General features: G+C 71.7%; 12 protein-coding genes. 1 reads left to right on the plus strand and 11 read right to left on the minus strand.

Translation table 11 applies throughout. The features are described 5' to 3' along the window. Positions 1 to 3 precede the first annotated feature (3 nt). From ACIPXM_RS22395 to ACIPXM_RS22415, 5 genes are all read right to left on the minus strand, one after another. Positions 4 to 4596 (minus strand): putative T7SS-secreted protein, encoded by a 4593-nt coding sequence (locus ACIPXM_RS22395; RefSeq protein WP_401658022.1) that lies wholly within the window; start codon positions 4594 to 4596, stop codon positions 4 to 6. Next, a complete protein-coding gene (locus ACIPXM_RS22400; RefSeq protein ID WP_401658024.1) occupies positions 4596 to 5243 on the minus strand; it encodes a hypothetical protein in 648 nt (215 codons plus the stop codon). The genes ACIPXM_RS22395 and ACIPXM_RS22400 overlap by 1 nt, the downstream gene beginning before the upstream one ends. Next, the gene (locus tag ACIPXM_RS22405) at positions 5240 to 5707 is read right to left on the minus strand and encodes an SseB family protein (RefSeq protein WP_401658026.1); all 468 of its coding nucleotides are present in this window, start codon (positions 5705 to 5707) and stop codon (positions 5240 to 5242) included. The genes ACIPXM_RS22400 and ACIPXM_RS22405 overlap by 4 nt, the downstream gene beginning before the upstream one ends. Before the next feature lie 207 nt (positions 5708 to 5914). After that, a complete protein-coding gene (gene metG, locus ACIPXM_RS22410; RefSeq protein WP_401658028.1) occupies positions 5915 to 7522 on the minus strand; it encodes a methionine--tRNA ligase in 1608 nt (535 codons plus the stop codon). Between the two features lie 115 nt (positions 7523 to 7637). After that, on the minus strand, positions 7638 to 9290 hold the full coding sequence (locus ACIPXM_RS22415; protein WP_401658030.1) for a VWA domain-containing protein: 1653 nt from the start codon (positions 9288 to 9290) through the stop codon (positions 7638 to 7640). Between the two features lie 209 nt (positions 9291 to 9499). Between ACIPXM_RS22415 and ACIPXM_RS22420 the strand changes: the two genes are divergently transcribed. Continuing rightward, on the plus strand, positions 9500 to 11572 hold the full coding sequence (locus ACIPXM_RS22420; RefSeq protein ID WP_401658032.1) for a PhoX family protein: 2073 nt from the start codon (positions 9500 to 9502) through the stop codon (positions 11570 to 11572). Positions 11573 to 11660: 88 nt separating this feature from the next. On the opposite strand, the gene ACIPXM_RS22425 is transcribed toward ACIPXM_RS22420, so the two are convergent. The 6 genes from ACIPXM_RS22425 to ACIPXM_RS22450 form a co-directional block, all read right to left on the minus strand. After that, positions 11661 to 12653 (minus strand): hypothetical protein, encoded by a 993-nt coding sequence (locus ACIPXM_RS22425; protein ID WP_401658034.1) that lies wholly within the window; start codon positions 12651 to 12653, stop codon positions 11661 to 11663. Positions 12654 to 12968: 315 nt separating this feature from the next. Further along, complete coding sequence (locus ACIPXM_RS22430; protein ID WP_401658036.1) at positions 12969 to 14447, minus strand: APC family permease; 1479 nt, start codon at positions 14445 to 14447, stop codon at positions 12969 to 12971. A gap of 332 nt (positions 14448 to 14779) precedes the next feature. Continuing rightward, entirely contained in the window at positions 14780 to 16792 is a 2013-nt protein-coding gene (locus tag ACIPXM_RS22435; RefSeq protein WP_401658038.1) for an FUSC family protein, read from the minus strand. A 185-nt stretch (positions 16793 to 16977) separates the two neighbouring features. Next, complete coding sequence (locus ACIPXM_RS22440) at positions 16978 to 17214, minus strand: DUF2630 family protein (RefSeq protein ID WP_401658040.1); 237 nt, start codon at positions 17212 to 17214, stop codon at positions 16978 to 16980. A gap of 114 nt (positions 17215 to 17328) precedes the next feature. Beyond that, on the minus strand, positions 17329 to 17778 hold the full coding sequence (locus ACIPXM_RS22445) for a hypothetical protein (RefSeq protein ID WP_401658042.1): 450 nt from the start codon (positions 17776 to 17778) through the stop codon (positions 17329 to 17331). Beyond that, the gene (locus tag ACIPXM_RS22450) at positions 17775 to 18233 is read right to left on the minus strand and encodes a hypothetical protein (RefSeq protein ID WP_401658044.1); all 459 of its coding nucleotides are present in this window, start codon (positions 18231 to 18233) and stop codon (positions 17775 to 17777) included. Before ACIPXM_RS22450 ends, ACIPXM_RS22445 begins: the two co-directional genes overlap by 4 nt. Between the last annotated feature and the right edge of the window lie 41 nt (positions 18234 to 18274).

Here is an 18274-nt window from a genome sequence, read left to right on the forward strand (position 1 = left end):
CTCTTACCAGAGCGGGCCAGAGTACCCGCCGTCGGTGACGAGAAGCTTCTTTCCGGGGTTCAAGAGTCTGATGGAGCGCTCGTAGTCGCCGTAAGGAATCGGGTCACTGCTCATGACGGGGTCGTAGACGTATCTGCCGTCCGTGTACACATCATGGAAGCGGTACTCCTCGACCTTCGCCCCCATCTCCTCGGGTATGCGAATTTCAGAGCTGCCGCGCATGATGAAGTTTATTATCTTCCCGTTCCCGCTGGACCCCTCAAGGACCCGTTCGGCAATTTCGGAGCAGTCGATGTTTCCGCCCCTCGGAGCCGCGCGCATGGCGTCGACGGCAGCCTGGTCGGCCGGGAAGTCGGGATTCGGCCCTCTGAAATCGAAGGGGCCGCGTTCCCCGCATCCGTCCGGCGCCAGGCCCAGTGGGTCCGCCCACCGCTGCGGATTGCTGACGTACGTCGCCGGGTTCGGCGCCGGCACCAGGCCCAACGGGTCCTGGCTGAGATAGCGGGCCGGCTCGGGGTCGTAGTAGCGGAAGTAGTTGTAGTGGAGGCCGGATTCGGGGTCGAAATACTGGCCCGGGAAGCGGAGCGGGGTGTACGCGGTGGCGTCGCGGGTCCAGGCGGTCGTGCCCCAGAGGGTGGTGCGGGCGCGCCAGGCCAGTTCGCCCGACTCGGCGACGAGTTCGGTCGGGGTGCCGATCAGGTCGGTGACGATCGCGAAGAAACGACTCTCGTCGGTGTCGCGACGGCGTTCCGTCTGAGCCAGCGGACGCAGACCCGCGTGATCCCAGGTGAGCGTGACGGTCTCGGTGGACTGCTCGCACAGGGTGGTGCCGTCCCAGGTGAAGTAGACCGACTCCGTTGCCGAGTGCTTGGCGACGCGGCGGCCCAACGGGTCGTACACATAGCGCCACTGCGTGCCGTCGGGCGTGGTCAGCGCCGTGAGACGGTCCTCGGCGTCCCAGGTGTAGCGCCAGGTGTCCGGCTTGCGGGACAGGCGGTGCTTCTGCCGCACCACCGCACGGCCCTGGTCGTCATGCTCGTAGCGGACCCGGCCGGCCCGCGTGATCCGGGTCCCGGTATAGGCACGGGGGCCCGCCGCCTCCGGGGCGCCGGGCCAGACAGCCTCCGTCTGGTTGCCGCTCTCGTCGTACGCGTACCGCTCCTCCCACCGGTCGGCCCGCACCGCGGTCACCCGGCCCGCCGGGTCCAGATCGAAGCGGCGCGGTCCGGTGAGGCGGTCGTCGACCCCGATCAGGCCACCGTCCGCGCGATAGTGATAGGCCCGGTACTGGAGGTGCCTGCCCCGGCCGGTGACCTCGTGGGTGGTCAGCCGGCCCGTCTCGTCGAACGACGAGGCGAAGGCGGCGAACTCATCCACCGTGCGGGTCAGTTCGCGACCCATCGCGTCGCGTGTGAACGACATGGTCCGCCCTGACGTCGTCAGTTCCGCCCGTCGGCCCGCCGCGTCGTACCGCCATGCGCTCACTGCCCCGCCCGGAGTCGTCCGGGTGGTACGGCGCCCCATCGCGTCATGGGTGAAGCTGACCGTACGACCGTTGACGGTCTCCGACAGCAGGCGCCCGTACCGGTCGCGCAACCGGGTCAGGGTGGCCTCCGGGCTCGTCGCCATGGCCAGTTCGTCGAAGACGTCGTACTCGTACGTCGTGATCACGCCGTCCGCGTTCTTGCGGAGCGGCTGCCCGAGGGCGTTCCGATCGATCCGGACCGTCTGCCCGGCGCCGTTGGTGCGGGACACGAGGCGGCCTGCGGCGTCGTGGGCGTATGTCAGGGTCCGGCCGTCGAAGTCGGTCTCCGAGACCGTGCGCCCCGCCGCGTCGTAGGCGTAGCTCCAGGTCAGCCCCTGCGGGTCGGTGACGCCGGTCAGCTGCAGCGCTGCGTCGTGGGCGAAGGAGTAGCGCGCGCCGTCCGGGTCGGTGCGGCTCGCGAGGACGTCGAAGTCGCCGTAGGCGAAGCGCGTGGTGGCGCCCAGAGCGTCCGTGTGGGTGAGGCGGTTTCCCTCGCCGTCGTACGTCCACGACTCCACGGTGCCGTCGGGGGCCGTCCGGCGGGAGAGCCGCCCCTCGGGCGTCCACTCCTGCCGGATCCGCGCACCCAGCGGGTTCGTGACCAGGGTCGTACGGCCGAAGGCGTCGTACGCGTACGACGTCGTCGCGCCGAGCGGGTCGACGATCTCGACCACCCGGCCGGCGTCGTCGCCGCGGACCCGGGTCACCGCGCCGAGCGGGTCTTCCACGGCCGTGAGCCGGCCCCGGTCGTCGTACGTGAACTCGGTCCTGGCACCCGAAGGGCCCGTCACCGACGTGCGGTTGCCACGCTCGTCGTACGTCTGCCGCACCGTGGTGCCGTCCGGACGCCGCACCCGGACCGGCAGGCCGAGTCCGTCGTACTCCGCCGTCGTCGTCCGACCGTCCGGGCGCGTGACGGAGACGAGCCGGCCCTCCACGTCGTAGGCGCTCATGGTGGTGTGCCCGAGCGGGTCCGTACGGGACAGGAGTCGGCCGCGGGAGTCATGCGTGAAGCGTGTGACGGCGCCGTCCGGGGCGGTCTCGGCGGTGATCCGAGCGCGGTCGTCGATCGTGTACCGGGTGGTCCGGCCGAGTGCGTCCGTGTACGTCGTCTCGCGGTCGCCCCAGGTGAAACGGGCCGCCATGACACCCGCGCGGCCCGACTGGGACACACAACGGTGACGATCGTCGTAGACGGATTCGTAGCGGTGCCCGTTGCTGTCCGTCCAGGACGTCATACGGCCGTGCTCGTCGTAGCCGAAGGACAGCGGACGGCCCGCCGAGTCGGCGACGGAGGTCAGCTGTCCTTCGGTGTAGCCGTACTGGCGGACTTGTTGGTCATCGAGGTGGAGTGCGGTGATCCGGGAGCCGTCGGTGGTCAGCCGGAGCCGGTAGCCGCCGTGATGGACCACCTCAGCGGGTGCGCCCGCCGTGTCGTAGCCGAAGGCGATCCAGTTGCCGTTCCGGTCGTCGACGTGGACGAGCACGGCCTCCGATCCGTCCCCGACCGTGGCGAAGCGGCGTACGAGGCCGCTCTCCGGCTCCGTGACCGTGTACGTGTCACCGTCCGCATCCCGGTCCAGGGCCCAGCGGCGCATGCCGTGCGTCGGAAGGACCGGGACACCGGGAGCCGGGTGCGGAAAGGCGAGAAAGCTGCCGTCCTCGCAGATCAGCAGTACTCCCTCCGCGTCGACCTCCAGACGCTGGTCGAGCGTCGAGGCCCAGCTGGGCCCGAACCAGCGACCCGCGCGATAGGCGGACTCGAAGGTACGGGTGAGGGCCAGCGGCAAGGCCCCGGGCAGCGCGATGTCGGTCTGCGGGAGCACCATCCGCCCGGTCGCCATGTCGACCGGGTCGCTCTCGCACTTCCGCTCCGTGCAGGCGCGTCCCGTGCCGTGCGGGTCCTCGGCCTGGCCCTCGCGGGCCGGCCTCCTCGTGCCCGCGGGCACGTCATCCAGGTGCTTCAGCCGGGTCAGGGCCTTCAGACCGCCCGCGCCCTTCGTGCCGATCAGCTCGGGGACGAGTCGGCCGAGGAACTCGGACGGGTCGCCCTTCGCCGCGTCCCATGCGTTCTTCAGGGCGCGGTCGGGGTTGGCCACGGTGGAGACCAGACCGGCGAGCGTCGTGTTGACGCCCTTGTAGTACTCCGCCGGGTGGGTCAGGTTGTACCAGTCGGTCGGATTGACCGAGCGGACGAAGTTGACGAGGCCGGCCGTGCCCTTGACGACGCCGCCGCCGAAGTGCGCCAGCTCCATGCTCTGGCCCACGCCGTAGTCCAGCAGCTCGGTCCTGGCCTTCTCCAGCCCGGTCGGCTCCTTCGGTGCGTGCGCCAGCGCGGCGGACACCGCCGCCTTAGCCGTCTCACCCGCCTCGTCACGGCCCTTGCGGGCATCGTCGAGGACCTCACGCGCCCGCTGTCGTTTCGCCTCGCCAGGGTCGGAGAACTCTCCCGGGTGTGGCAGCGGACTGTCGCCGGCGCGGGCGGCGGTGTAGGCGTCGACCTTTTTGTCGTACGCGTCGGCGGCGGTCTTGGAGTCCTTGTCGCCCTCCTCGTACAGCGCGATCGCCTCGCGAGCCTTGCCCTGTGCGCTCACGACCGCCTTCGCGTACGACTCCAGGGCGGTGGCCGCGCTCTCCATGGCGTCCGCCGCGTGCAGCCAGTCCGTCGGCAGCGTCTGGAATTTCGCCCGGAAGGTGTCGGCCGCGGCGCCCTTCCAGTGACCGGGGTCCAGCTTTCGCATACCACCGCCGACCAGGTCGAAAGCCTTGGAGAAGTCCCGCAGGTTCTTCGCAGCGGCAGCGATCTTCTCCGGCTTGCCGTGGATCAGCTCGTCCGCTTCCTCGGTCTGTCCGAGCTGCCGCTCCCCGATCTGTGCGCCGAGCGACGAGGCGGTCGCATCACCCCAGTCCTCGACCGTGTCCGCCCAGTCGTGCGCGCCGGCTTTGTCCAGCGCCTGTCCGGTCAGGTCCGTCACCTCGTCGACGCCCTCGCCGACGAGTTCCTTGCCCTTGTCGATGCCGGAATCGATCTTGTCGACGATCCTGTCGCCCCACCCCCGCCAGTCGACCATCAGCGGCTATCCCCCCACCGTGGCTGACCGGCCTGCCGGATCGTCTCCTGGTCGGGTTCGAGTGTCTCCTTGAGCTGTTCGTCCATCGCGTCACGCAGTTTCGGATCCAGCGCACCGGATCGCTCCATGGAGTCCAGCAGCGAGTCCTCGACGTCGTACGTCGTGTTCTTCCAGGTCTGCTTCACCTCTTGGTGCGCCTCGGTGAACGACTCCCGACTCCAGTCCGCGCCGTCCCACGCGTGCTGGTCCCGGATCGTGTCCCAGCGCATCTGCTCGACCTCGTCCTCGGACAGATGTGGGTTGCCGTTGAGGGAGTTCACGCCGATCTTGAACGAGTTCTTGATGTACTGCTCCTGCTCCGCGAACGAACCGGCCGACAGGCCGACCCGCTGCGAGAAACCGTTCCCGCGCAAGGTCAGCGAGCGCACGCCCCATTCCCAGCGGTCGCAGAAAGTCTGGAACTGCGACGTCAGCCCGGCGTGCCCCAGCTCAAGACCGGAAAGCGCCAGGTCGGAGAACCCGCGCCCCATCGTCGCCTCGCCGATCATGCCGAGCTCCCTCAGCTCGGCATGCGCCAGGTCGATGCCCTTCGCGATCTCCGCCAGTGCCGCCGACGGCACCGCGAGCTCAGGCTCGCTCCCACTCATCGCGCCCCCGTTTCTCCGGGATCCGGGCCCGGATCCACCGCCACCCCATCCGGAACGATGCCCGCCACCGGCGGGAACACCATCCCGTCCACGCTGCCCGCGTCCAGAGCCACCCCGCCCGGACCGGGCAGCATCGGCACCATCACGTCGAGGAGCCGTGCCCCCAGAACCGTCCGGTAGGTCCACTCCCGTCCGGACTCACCCCGAGCGGCCGCGAACCGCGCCAGCGCCTCCTCGTCGGAGAACGCGCAGATCCATCGGACCCCGTTCTGGTCCGCGGTCCACAAGCTTCCCTGCTCGTCGTACGGCACCAGCAGCGCCGTACGACGAAACTCACCCAGCAAACACGCAAACTCGCGCCGCGCCGTGGCCGCGTCGGGTTCGGGGCCAGCGGCTGCCGAGGCGATGGTCGACGTCGCCGCCGCGAGATCGGCCAACCTCGAAACACGTCGCTGCTCTGCCACACCGCCCCCCCGGGTTCACGCTCTACGGGTGTCCGAGCGATTGTCGCCCTCAAGTGTTCCCGACCGCAATCACATTGGCCGGATGGTGACGGTCCGCCCGCGAAGTGTCCATCGCGCGCGGCGGAAGACCGTACGGCGAAGGCCGCCGCCCCGGGCAGGGGCAGCGGCCTTCGTACGGGACCGGGTCCCGCGGACCCGGTGCCAGGGTCAGTCCTTCTTCGGGTCCTCGAGGCGGGGGAAGAGCACCGCGCCCTTCGTCACCGTCGAGCCCTCGGGGAGCTGGCCCCAGGTGCCGGCCGACTGGACCGGCTGCGCCGCGAGGGCGCCCAGGGACGCCTCGGCGCCCAGGGACTCCCACAGCTTCTCTGACGTCTCCGGCATGATCGGGTTCAGCAGGACCGCGACCGCGCGCAGCGACTCGGCGGCCGTGTAGAGGATCGTCGCGAGGCGCGCCCGGCCCTCCGCCGACTCGTCCTTCGCGACCTTCCACGGCTCCTGCTCCGTGATGTAGCCGTTGACCTGCTTCACGAAGTCGAAGATCGCCAGGATGCCGGACTGGAAGTCCAGCTCCTCGCCGATCTTCCGGTCCGCCGTCTCGACCGCCTTCGCCAGACCCTCGTGCAGCGCCTTCTCGGCGTCACCGTCGGCCGTCGCCGCGGGCAGCGCGCCCTCGAAGTACTTGCCGACCATCGCCGCCACGCGCGACGCGAGGTTGCCGTAGTCGTTGGCCAGCTCGGAGGTGTAGCGGGCGGAGAAGTCCTCCCACGAGAACGAGCCGTCGCTGCCGAACGCGATCGCCCGCAGGAAGTACCAGCGGTAGGCGTCCACGCCGAAGTGCGAGGTCAGGTCCTGCGGCTTGATGCCGGTCAGGTTCGACTTCGACATCTTCTCGCCGCCGACCATCAGCCAGCCGTTGGCCGCGACCCGGCCGGGGACCGGCAGGCCCTGTGCCATCAGCATCGCGGGCCAGATCACCGCGTGGAAGCGCAGGATGTCCTTGCCGATGAGGTGCACGTTCGCCGGGAAGGTCTCGTCGAACTTCGCCGGGTTCTCGTTGTAGCCGACCGCCGTCGCGTAGTTCAGGAGCGCGTCGATCCACACGTAGATCACGTGCTCGGCGTCCCACGGCACCGGGATGCCCCAGTCGAACGTCGACCGCGAGATCGACAGGTCCTCAAGGCCCTGCTTGACGAAGTTCACGACCTCGTTGCGCGCCGACTCCGGCTGCACGAAGCCCGGGTTCGCCTCGTAGAACTCGAGCAGCTTCGGGCCGTACTCGCTCAGCTTGAAGAAGTAGTTCTCCTCCTTGAGGATCTCCACCGGCTTCTTGTGGACGGCGCACAGCTTGGTGCCGTCCTCCGCCTCGATGAGGTCGCCGGGGAGCTTGAACTCCTCGCAGCCCACGCAGTACGGGCCCTCGTAGCCGCCCTTGTAGATCTCACCCTTGTCGTACAGGTCCTGCACGAACTCCTGGACGCGGTCGGTGTGCCGCTTCTGGGTGGTGCGGATGAAATCGTCGTTCGCGATGTTCAGGTGCTCCCAGAGGGGCTTCCACGCCTCCTCGACGAGCTTGTCGCACCACTCCTGGGGCGACACGCCGTTCGCCTCGGCGGTGCGCATGATCTTCTGACCGTGCTCGTCCGTGCCGGTGAGGTACCACACCTTCTCACCGCGCTGGCGGTGCCAGCGGGTGAGCACGTCGCCTGCGACGGTCGTGTAGGCGTGGCCCAGGTGAGGAGCGTCGTTGACGTAGTAGATGGGGGTCGTGACGTAGAACGCCTTCGAGCCCTGCTTCTCGGATCCAGTGGCCGCCATGGTGCGAATTTTAACGGCCCGGCGGAGGTCCCCTCACACGGTTAAACCGGGGGCGCCCCGGGGCGGGATCTCCCACCCCGGGGCGCCCCGGTTCCGTACGTCGATCCCTTACGCGTCAGAGGGACCAGCCGGCGAGCAGCCTCCGGTAGAACTCGGCGTCCGGCGTCCCGGCGGGCGTCGGGCCCGCGAAGTGCACGGCGGTACGGGGGGTCGCGAGCTTACGGAGGTAGTCGAACGCCTTCGCGTCCTCCTCGCCCCACACCGTGAACCGCCAGTGGATCTCCCGGTCCGCCCGCTCGGCCGCCTCCGTCAGCGCCTGCGTGGCCGCCGTCTTCGACTCCGGGGCGCCGTCCGTCTGGAACACGACGAGCGCGGGCCGGGACGGGTCCGCCGACTTGTCGTGCAGCGCGAGGACCTCCTCGACGGCCCGGTGGTAGTTCGTCCGGCCGAGCCGCCCGAGGGTCGCGTTGATCTCCTCGACGCGGGTGGGCGTGAGGTCGGCCCTGGTGAGGGTGGCGGTGCCGTCGATGTCCGTGGAGAAGAAGACGGCGGTGACGGTCGCCTCCTCGCCCGGGTCGGCCAGCTGCTCGGCCAGGGCCATCGTCTGCTCGGCGAGGCGCTGGACGGAGCCGTCCTTGAAGTACGGGCGCATGGAGCCGGAGCGGTCGATGACGAGGTAGGTGGTGGCGCGGGCGGTGGCGGGGTCGAGGTTGAGTTCGCGGAGGGCGGTGGCGGCGGCGGTCTCCGGCTGGGCCGGGGCGGGTGCCTTGGCCGCGACCGGCTCAGGGGCGGCGGCGGTTTCCGGCTGGGCGGGGGTGGGTGCCTTGGCCGTGACCGGCTCAGGGGCGGCGGCGGTTTCCGGCTGGGCCGGGGCGGGCTCGGGCTCGGTTGCCGCAGGGGCCTCGTCCGCTGCTGCAGCGGCGATGGGCTCCGGCTGCGCCGGGGTGGCCTCGGGCTCCGCTGCCTGAGCGGCGGGCTCGGTCGTGGCCTCCTCGGCCGGGACGACCTCTTCCTCCGCCGGTACGGCGGCGGTGTCGGCCTCCGGGCCGGTCAGGTCCTGCTCGGCCTCGACGGCCGTTTCGGCCTGCGGCGCGCTCTCGCCCGCGGCGGCGATGGTCTCCGGCTCCGCCGGGGTCTCCTCGGCCGGGGTTTCGGCAACCGGCTCCGGCGACTCGGAGTCATCGGCCTGCGGCGCGCTCTCGCCCGTGGCGGCGGCCTCCTCCGGCTCGCCGGCGGCATCGCCACTCACAGCCACCGGCTCGTCGGCAACCTCGGTCACCGTCTCGACCTCTGCCACGGGCTCAGCAGCGTCCGGAGCATCCGCCTCAGCGGCCTCAGCGGCAACCGGCACCACTGCCTCAGCCACCGGCTCGGCGGTCACCTCGGCCACCGGCTCAGCCACTGCCTCAGCCACCGGCTCAACCGCCTCGGGCGACGCCGCCCCGTCCTCCCGCCGCGCCCCCGGAATCTGCGGGTTGTCGAACGACGCCGCCACCAGGTCCGCCGCCGCCCGCGCCGCCGCCGTCTCCCGGACCGGTGCCGGGGTCGACGACGAGGCGGCGACCGCCACCGCAGGCGCCTCCTCGCGGGACTCGGGCACGGTCACGGACTCGGTCACGGCCACGGACTCGGGCACGGACCCGGTCACGGACACCGACTCGGACGCGCTCGCCTGGGCCGGGACGGAGGCTGCCGTCTGGGGGGTGGGATCCGCGGTGGTCGTGCGGTCACGGCCGAAGACCTTGCGCAGCAAGCTCCGAATACCCATGGGCGAACCCCTTCGCATGAGTTGGGCGATATGCGTCCTTCATCCCTGGCCAGGGCGGACACGTAAGGTTAGCGGCCACCCCGCCCCCGCCCTACGACCCGGGCACCTCGCCTCGCACGGGATTCATCGCGCGTTCACCCTCCCGCCGCCGTCGTGCCGATGTATGCACATAACGTCACCGCCGACCGAACCAAGTTCTGGAGGACGACGTGCGCAAACTGCTGCCGATGCTGAGCAACCACTCGCACGGAGGCGGCCGTTCCGCCATGACGTGCCGTTACCGCTGTGGCGACGCCTGTTTCCAGGAGGTCCCCAACACCTCCGAGAACGACTACATGGGCGACGTCATCGCCGGTGTCCTGTCCCGGCGTTCGATAGTCCGCGCCGCCGCCGTCGTCACCGTCGCGTCCGCCGCCGGTGCCTCCCTCGCGCTCAACAACGCCCAGCCCGCCGAGGCCCACGGCTCGCACGGGGGCGGCCACGGCCACACCCCCAAGGCCGACGGTGCCCGCGGCCTGCGCTTCGCGCCCGTCGCGCCCAACACCGCCGACCAGGTGACCGTCCCCGCCGGGTACTCCCAGAACGTCGTCATCCGCTGGGGCGAGCCCATCCTCCGCGGCGCCCCGGCCTTCGACTCCGAGAAGCAGACCGCCAAGGCCCAGGCCGGTCAGTTCGGTTACAACAACGACTTCCTCTCGCTGCTCCCGCTGCCCGGCGAGCACAACCGCCAGGTCCTCGTCGCCAACCACGAGTACACCGACGAGAACCTGATGTTCCGCGCGTACGACCCGGCCAACCCGACCCGCGAGCAGGTCGAGATCGCCTGGGCCGCGCACGGTCTGTCCGTCGTCGTGGTCCAGGAGGAGCACCGCACCGGCAAGCTCTCCCCGGTCAACCGCCACCACCTGAACCGCCGCCTCACCGCCACCAGCAAGTTCGAGCTGACCGGCCCGGCCGCCGGCAGCGCCCTGGTGAAGACCTCGGCCGACCCGGCGGGCCGTACCGTCCTCGGCACGCTCAACAACTGCGCCGGCGGCACCACCCCGTGGGGCACCACCCTCCACGGCGAGGAGAACTTCAACCAGTACTTCGCCAACGGCTCCTCCGCCACCGACAAGCGCTACGGCATCGGCGCCGCCGCCACCGAGCGCAAGTGGGAGCGCTTCGACAAGCGCTTCGACCTCAAGCAGGAGCCCAACGAGGTCCACCGCTTCGGCTGGGTCGTCGAGCTCGACCCGTACGACCCCGAGTCCACCCCGCGCAAGCGCACCGCGCTCGGCCGCTTCAAGCACGAGGCCGCCCAGCCGCGGCTGACCGACGACGGCCGCCCGGTCGTCTACATGGGCGACGACGAGCGCTTCGACTACTTCTACAAGTTCGTCTCCAGCAAGCGGATGAAGAAGGGCGGCTCGCGCGCCGCGCACGCCCACAACCTCACCCTGCTCGACGAGGGCACCCTGTACGTCGCCAAGCTGACCGGCGACTCCCCGGCCGCCGAGATCGACGGCACCGGCAAGCTCCCGAACGACGGCGAGTTCGACGGCAGCGGCCAGTGGATCCCGATCGCCACCGCCACCGCCACCGGCGCCGTCTCGCACGTCCCCGGCATGACCGCCGAGGAGGTGTACGTCTTCACCCGCCTCGCCGGTGACAAGGTCGGCGCCACCAAGATGGACCGCCCCGAGGACGTCGAGCCGTCCCCGCGCACCGGTCGCGTCTACATCGCGCTCACCAACAACACCGACCGCGGCAAGGCCGGCAAGGCCCCGGCCGACGAGGCCAACCCGCGCAACCTCAACAAGCACGGCCAGATCCTGGAGCTCGCCGAGCACTGGGACGACCCGGCCTCCGACGGCTTCGCCTGGCGCCTCTTCCTGGTCGCCGGTGACCCCAACGACCCGTCCACCTACTTCTCGGGCTTCCCGAAGGAGAAGGTCTCCCCGATCTCCTGCCCGGACAACGTGGCCTTCGACCCGCACGGCAACCTGTGGATCTCCACCGACGGCAACCAGCTCGGCTCGCACGACGGCCTCTTCGGCGTCGCCACCCGCGGCGAGCGCCGCGGTGAGCTCAAGCAGTTCCTGACCGTCCCGCGCGGCGCCGAGACCTGCGGCCCGATCGTCCAGGACCGTCGCGTCATCGTCGCCGTCCAGCACCCGGGCGAGATCGACGGCGCCTCCGTCGAGAAGCCCGCCTCGGTCTGGCCCGACGGACCCGGCAAGATCGTCCGCCCCGCCGTCGTCGCCGTCTGGCGCACCGACGGTGACGACATCGGCCTGTAGTCGAGAGCCGAGTAGAGCAAGAACCAGTCGTACGCGCAGGGGGCGGCCCGGTCCGCCCCCTGCGGCGTTCCCGCCCACCCGGTACGGGCTACGCCCCCACTCCCAGCCCCTCCCGGAACCGTACGATCTGCTCCTCCGGCTCCCCCGTGTACACCCACGGCACCCACGCCGCCCGCGTCCCGAGCAGCGTCAGGAGCTCCCGGGCCAGCTCCACCTGACCCGCGTAACACGCCGCGTGTGCCAGGTAGTTGAGGTCCGCCACCTCCTCCGGTGCCACCGGGCGGCCCGGCTCGCGGCCGCCGATCCAGCGGGCGAAGGTGCGGCGCAGCTCGGTGACCGCGAGTTCGTGCTTCCAGTGCTGGTCGAAGCCGCGCACCGGGACCGGGCCGCGGCCGAGCGCCCCGTCCACCACATAGCGGTACTCCTCCACCCGCGCGATCTGCACCAGGATCGGCAGCGCCGAGCCGGGCGGCGCCACCCCCGCCGCGTCCCGCGCGAAGTCGTACATCGCCCCGTGCGTCCCGTGCCAGCGGGCCGACCAGTAGCGGAGCACCTGGGTGTGCCCCTCCGTGTTGTACGGGTCCCGGTGCCGCAACTCGTCGAACCAGTGACGCAGTTGGCGGCGGGGCACACCGCCCTCGTAGAGCCGGGCCACCGAGAGCAGCGCCACCCACGGCATCGGGTCGACCGGCGCCGCCTCCGCCGCCGTCAGGCACGCGTCGACGGCCGCGTCCACCCGGGCCCGGTCCATCGTGGAGCCGCGTCCGGCGGCGATTGCCGCGTCGAAGACCCGTACGACCTCGGTCGCCGCCCGCAGCACGGCCGCGTCCGGGTTCCCGGGCTCCGCCGCCCGCCACACCTCGACCGTCGAACTGCCCGCCGCCGCGTGCGAGAGCAGGCGCAGCCGGTGGGTCCGGCGCGGCCAGTCGTCGCCGGTCGCCTTCAACAGGTCGCGGACGCCCTGCCAGCGGCCGATGACCATGTCGTGGCGTGCCTCGGTGAGGGCCCGGTCGCCGAAGTCCGGGTCGAAGTCCGGGGTGAAGCGGCCCTGGCGGGCCGAGCGGCGGCGCAGCGCGGCCATCCGGGTGCCTCCCTCGCGAGCAGTGACCAGCGGTGACCGGTGGGATCACCGGCGGACCGGCAGTGGACCAGCAGTGGATCAGCAGTGGTTCAGCGGTGGTGCCTGAGAACGTGGTGCGGGGTGGTGGCTGTGCGGGTAGACCGGTATATCCGCCGATGCGTTGCCTCGGATCCTGGATCCCGTACATCGGATCCCGTATCCCGTACTTCGGATCTCGTACTTCGGATCTCGTACATCGGATCCCGTACATCGGATCCTGGATCCTGGATCCTGGATCCTGGATCCGAGATCCCGTACCCGCCCGCTCCGTCGGACTCAGAAGTCCGTCGCCAGCGACTCGTCCTTCCGGCGCGCCCGCGGCGAGTGCGGCGACGCGAACGGCTCCGCCGCCGCGAGCGCCCGCGCCGCGTCGAGCCGGGCCTGGTCGCGGTAGTAGGCGCTGCCCCGGCGCCAGTACATCAGCATCGGCAGCACGCCGACGGCCAGGCCGCCGAGCCCTATGGTCCGCGCGGTGGGGGACAGTTCGCCGAGCGACTCGACGAACACCCACAGCATGAACGCCGAGCCGAGCAGCGGCCACACCCCGCCGAGCAGGAACTCCTTCACCGAGCGCAGCAGCAGCCGTTTGTACGCGACGACGGCGGCGAGCCCGGCCAGCGCGTAGTAGAACGCGGTCAGCAGGCCGATCGCGCTGACCGCGTCGGCGAGCACCCGGCTGACCGATCCGGCCGCCGCCGAGCCCGCGAAGAGGACGAGCGCGGCGACGCCGACCGTGATCACCGCGACCCAGGGGGTGTTCCAGCGGCGGTGCACCCGGCCGAGGGCGCTGGGCAGGGTGTGGTCGCGGCCCATCGCGAACAGTGAGCGGGTGACCTGGATGAGGGTGGTCTCCAGGGTGGCGACCGTCGACAACAGCACGGCGAGGACGAGGAGTTTGCCGCCGGTGCCGGGCCAGATCTCCTGGCCGAGGACGGCGAGCACGTTCGCGCCGCCGCGCTCGATCCGCCCGGCGCTGAGCAGCACGTTCACGGCGACCGTGAAGGCTTCGAAGAGCAGGAACACCAGGCCGACGCCGACGAACGCGGCGATCCCGGCGGTCCGCCGGCTGTTGCGGGTCTCCTCGCTGAGGTTGCTGGTGACGTCCCAGCCCCAGTAGTAGAAGGCGGCGATCAGCGCGCCCGACGCGAAGCCCGCCGTGCCGTCGAACTGGGAGAGCCCGAACCAGGACCAGTCGAAGGCGGTGGCGCTGCCCCGGTGCGCGACGGCGCCGAGCACGAAGGCCACCAGGATGAGCAGTTCGACGCCGGTCATGACGAGCTGGGCCCGTACGGTGAGCCGGGCGCCGCCGAGGACGACGAGCAGCATCATCAGGAACCAGCCCGCGCCCACCACCGACGACAGCGCGGTGTTCTCGGCGAGTTCAGGGTCGATCAGGGACAGCGTCAGGGATCCGGCGGGCAGCGAACCGGCCACCATGAACAGCGTGGCGGCGACGACCAGCGCCCAGCCGGACAGGAAGCCGAGGAACGGGTGGAGGGTGCGGCCCACCCACGAGTACCCGGCGCCCGCGTTGACGTCGATCCGGCCGAGCCGGGCGTAGGCCAGGACGATGCCGAACATGGGTATCGCGCAGTAGAGCAGCGACGCCGGTCCGGCCAGCCCGACGGCGCCGAAGAGCACGGCGGTCGTCGCGGCCAGCGAGTAGGCGGGGGCGCTGCCGGCCACGGCCATCACGATGGTGTCGAAGGTGCCGAGGGCGTTCGGCTGGAGACCTCTGCCGGAAGTGGGGCGCATGGCGGTGTCCTCGGGGGCGGGAGGAGCGGGGGAGGTGGGGGAAGCAGGAGATGCAGGAGATGCGGGGGAGGCGGGGGATGACGCGGGGGAACTGAGTGTGTGCCGATGTGGTCGTGCCGAAGTGGCCGCGCCACCGGGACGTTTGTGGCCGGGGGAGGGGCGCGGAGCACGCGGTACGCAACACGGAGCACGGTGAATTCGTGCGCATCGTAGTCGCACCCGGTGGAACGGGTGACGGCGGTGGGAGGGTTGGGTTCCGCAACCGCCGGTAAGGGCATCCGTACGCCCCTTTGGCGAGGTTTAGGGGGCCGGGCGGGACCCACAGGCGCGGCTCACCGACGCGGGACCGGGACCGGGGTCGCGATCGCCCGCGCCGCCCGGACCTCCTGGCGCAGCGGGGCCAGCACCCCGTCCTCGTCGCCGCCGAGGTCCACCCGTACCGCCACGAGGACGTCGCTCGCCCGCAGTCCGTCCGCCAGCTCCCGCAACTGCCGCTCCACGGCGGCCACCTCCGTCGGCTCGGGTGGCGGCGCGCCGTGGTCGACGCGGATCCGGGCGGCGGTCGTGGCGTCCACCATCCGTTCGACGGCGATGGCGAGCGGCCACCACGCGGCGGCCAGGTCCCCGGCCGGTGGCGGCTCGGTCAACGCCCGCTGGAACTCGGAGCGTACGGCCGACATGTCCCGGTACAGCTTGCGCCGGGCCCGGTGCCGGGCGGCCGTCTCGGCGCGCTCGCCGGGCCGGGCGCCGAGGGCGAGGGTCAGATATCCGGCGGTGTCGGCGACGGCGTCCGCGAGCCGGTCGGCGACCCGGGTGTGCCAGGACTCCGGCCACAGCAGATAGCCCGCGATCAGCGCGATCCCGCAGCCGATCAGCGAGTCGTACAGGCGCGGCAGCACCAGGTGGAAGCCCTGGTGGTTGAGCAGGTCGGACAGGAGCAGGATGACCGGGGTGATGGCCGCGGTCTGGAAGGCGTACCCCTTCGCCGAGAACGCCGGGATCAGCGCCGCGAGCACCAGCATCACCGGCACGTCCCACCAGCCGCGCGGCACCGCGGCGAGCACCGGCGCGGCCAGGATCAGCCCGGCGGCCGTGCCGAGCGCGCGCAGCACGGCGCGCGAGAACACCGAGCCGAAGTCGGGCTTCAGGACGAACGTGACGGTGAGCGCGACCCAGTACGAGCGGGGCACCGGGATGATCGAGACGAGCGCCTGGGCGAGGCCGATGCAGAGCGCGAGCCGCAGGCCGTACCGCCACGAGCTCTCCGAGAGCAGCACGCCGCGGGCCGCCCGGCGGAACCGGACGCGCAGCGCGGCGGGGCGGCCGAGCCGGTCGTCGACGTTGTGCGGATCGGGCTCGGTGCGGTGCACCACGCCCGCCGCGTGCCGCAGCGCCGCGTCGACGGCCTTCTCCGACGGGCGGGTGGCGGGCGGCAGTTCGAGCGCGGGCCCGCCGGGGCCATGCCCGCCCTTGCCTCCGCTACCGCCGCGCGCCCCGCTGTCGCGCGCCACGGCGTCGGCGAGCGCGCGCACGGCGGCCGGGATCTCCGGCGGGACCGGCCGCCCGAGGTGCCGGGCCGCGATGTGGGTGGCGGGCGCGGCCTCCAGGAGCGGGATGACCACGTTCAGCTCCGCGAGCAGCCGCACCAGGGTCGGCGCCCGGCCGTGCTGCCGGGCCCGGCGGGCGAGCACCAGGTCGTAGGACTGGTTCAGCGACGCGGTGACCTGCTGCCGCTTCTCGTCGTACGTGTCGGCGCCCGCCGCCTCGTACAGCTCGGCGATCGACCGGTAGGTCCCGGCGACGGCGGCGCGTTCCGGCTGGCCGCCGCGCCACGGCCAGCCGAGCAGGGTGAGCACCAGGACGACGACGCCGCCCGCGGTGAGCAGCAGCGGCGCCTTCCACCAGGGGTCGGGCATCGGCAGGCCCGCGCCGACCACCGCGTTGAGCAGGAGCAGCAGCCCGGAGACGGAGGCGACCGCGCCGATCGACGAGATCATCCCGGAGACGAGCGCGACCAGGGTGAGGGCGCCGACCGCGAGCCAGCCGTGCCCGAAGACGAGGGTGCCGAGGGTGACGCCGAGGGCGCCGAAGAGCTGCGGGACGGCGATGTTGAAGATCCGCATCCGGTAGGCGTCGGCGGTGTCGCCGATGACCCCGGAGAGGGCGCCCATCGACACCAGGGCGCCGTAGGCGGGCTGTCCGACCGCGAACCCGACGGCGAGCGGCGCGGCGAGCGCGATCGAGGCGCGTCCGACGGCCGGCCAGGGGACGGGGGTGGAGCTGGGCCGCAGCCCGGCGGTGAGCCAGGCGGGCGGGGACAGCCGTGCGGGTGCGGGTTTCGCCATGCGTCAAACGTACGGGGGTGTACGGGGGTGGGGGACGGGTCCGGGGGCGCGCCGCCGCCGGGAGATCCGGGCGGTGACCTGGGCGGACCCTAGGTTCGGGGTCTGGGGCGGGGGCCCTTGGGCCGGTCGCTGCCCGGGTCCGGCGGCCCGGACCGCCTCGCGTCGCCGGACCCCGCGGACACCCCCTAGTTCCGGTAGCCCTCGACCTCCGACGCCGGGCGGACCGCCGCCGTGTCCGGGTCCTCGCCGAACTCGCTCTTCGCACGGCGCTGGCGCAGCAGGTCCCAGCACTGGTCGAGCTGGACCTCGACCGCGGCGAGACGGGTGCGTTCCTCGTCGAGGAGACCGCCGGAGCGCTGGCGCAACGCGCGCTCCTCCTCGACGAGGGCGCCGATGTTCTCGAGGATCTCGTCGTTGTCCATGCCCTCAAGCGTGGCCCCTCGGCGCCCGCCGCGCGACGCGACGGAGCCGAGGGGAGGACCCGGGCCATGGGCGGGCCGTGGGCCGCTCGGTGGCGGTCGCTCAGCGCCGGTCGCTCAGTGCCGGACGGCCTGCGCGACCTGCGCCTCCGTCGCGCCCGACAACGTGCGGTTGCTGCGCGCGGTGCCGTCCTTCGACTTGCCCGGCTCCACGCCGTCGATGTTCAGGACCACCGAGTCGAGCAGATTGCCGCCGCTGTCACGGAAGTTGACCATGACCGTGTAGTCGGCGGCCTTGTCCTTCGGGTTGGTCGCCGTGACGGTGGCGACCGTGCGGTCGCCGTCGGTGGAGGTCGGCCCCGCCTTCACGTCGCCGGTGGCCTGGACGCCGTCCTTGATGTTGTCCAGCTGCTGCTGCGCGGCCGACGCGGCCGCCGCCGTGGCGGAGGAGACGATGTCGCCCGCCTTGTTCTTGGCGTCGTCGCAACCGCTGAGCACGAGGGTCAGCGGCAGCGCGAGCGTCATCAGGGCCGCGCCCGCGGCCCGGCGCCCCGGGCGGCGCCTCACCGCTGCTCGCCGTACGCGTCGTCGGCGGCCAGCGCCCAGATCACGAAGATCGAGATGGCCATCGAGAACAGCGCCCACCACGGCTGGTAGGGCAGGAACATGAACTGCGCGACGATGTTCAGGGCCGCGAGGGCGATGCCGCAGACCCGGCCCCATTCCGCGCCCTTGAGGATGCCGTAGCCGACGACGGCGACCACGATGCCGAGGCAGAGGTGGATCCAGCCCCAGGTGGTCAGGTTGAACTTGAAGACGTAGTCGCCGACGCGGGCGTAGACGTCGTCCTCGGCGATGCCCGCGATGCCCTGGAGCACGTCCATCACACCGGTGACCAGCATGAGGACACCGGCGAACAGGGAGCCGCCGGCCGCCCAGCCGCCGGATCCGCCGGGCTGCTTCGGACGGGGCGGCTGCGGGGACTGCGGGGGCTGCTGGGGAGGTGCGGTGTTCTGGCTCATGGGCTCATCGTGGGATCGGCCGTTCGGGCGCGAACCTTCTG

It is taken from the genome of Streptomyces sp. NPDC090025 (assembly GCF_044748125.1).
Taxonomy (GTDB): Bacteria; Actinomycetota; Actinomycetes; order Streptomycetales; family Streptomycetaceae; genus Streptomyces.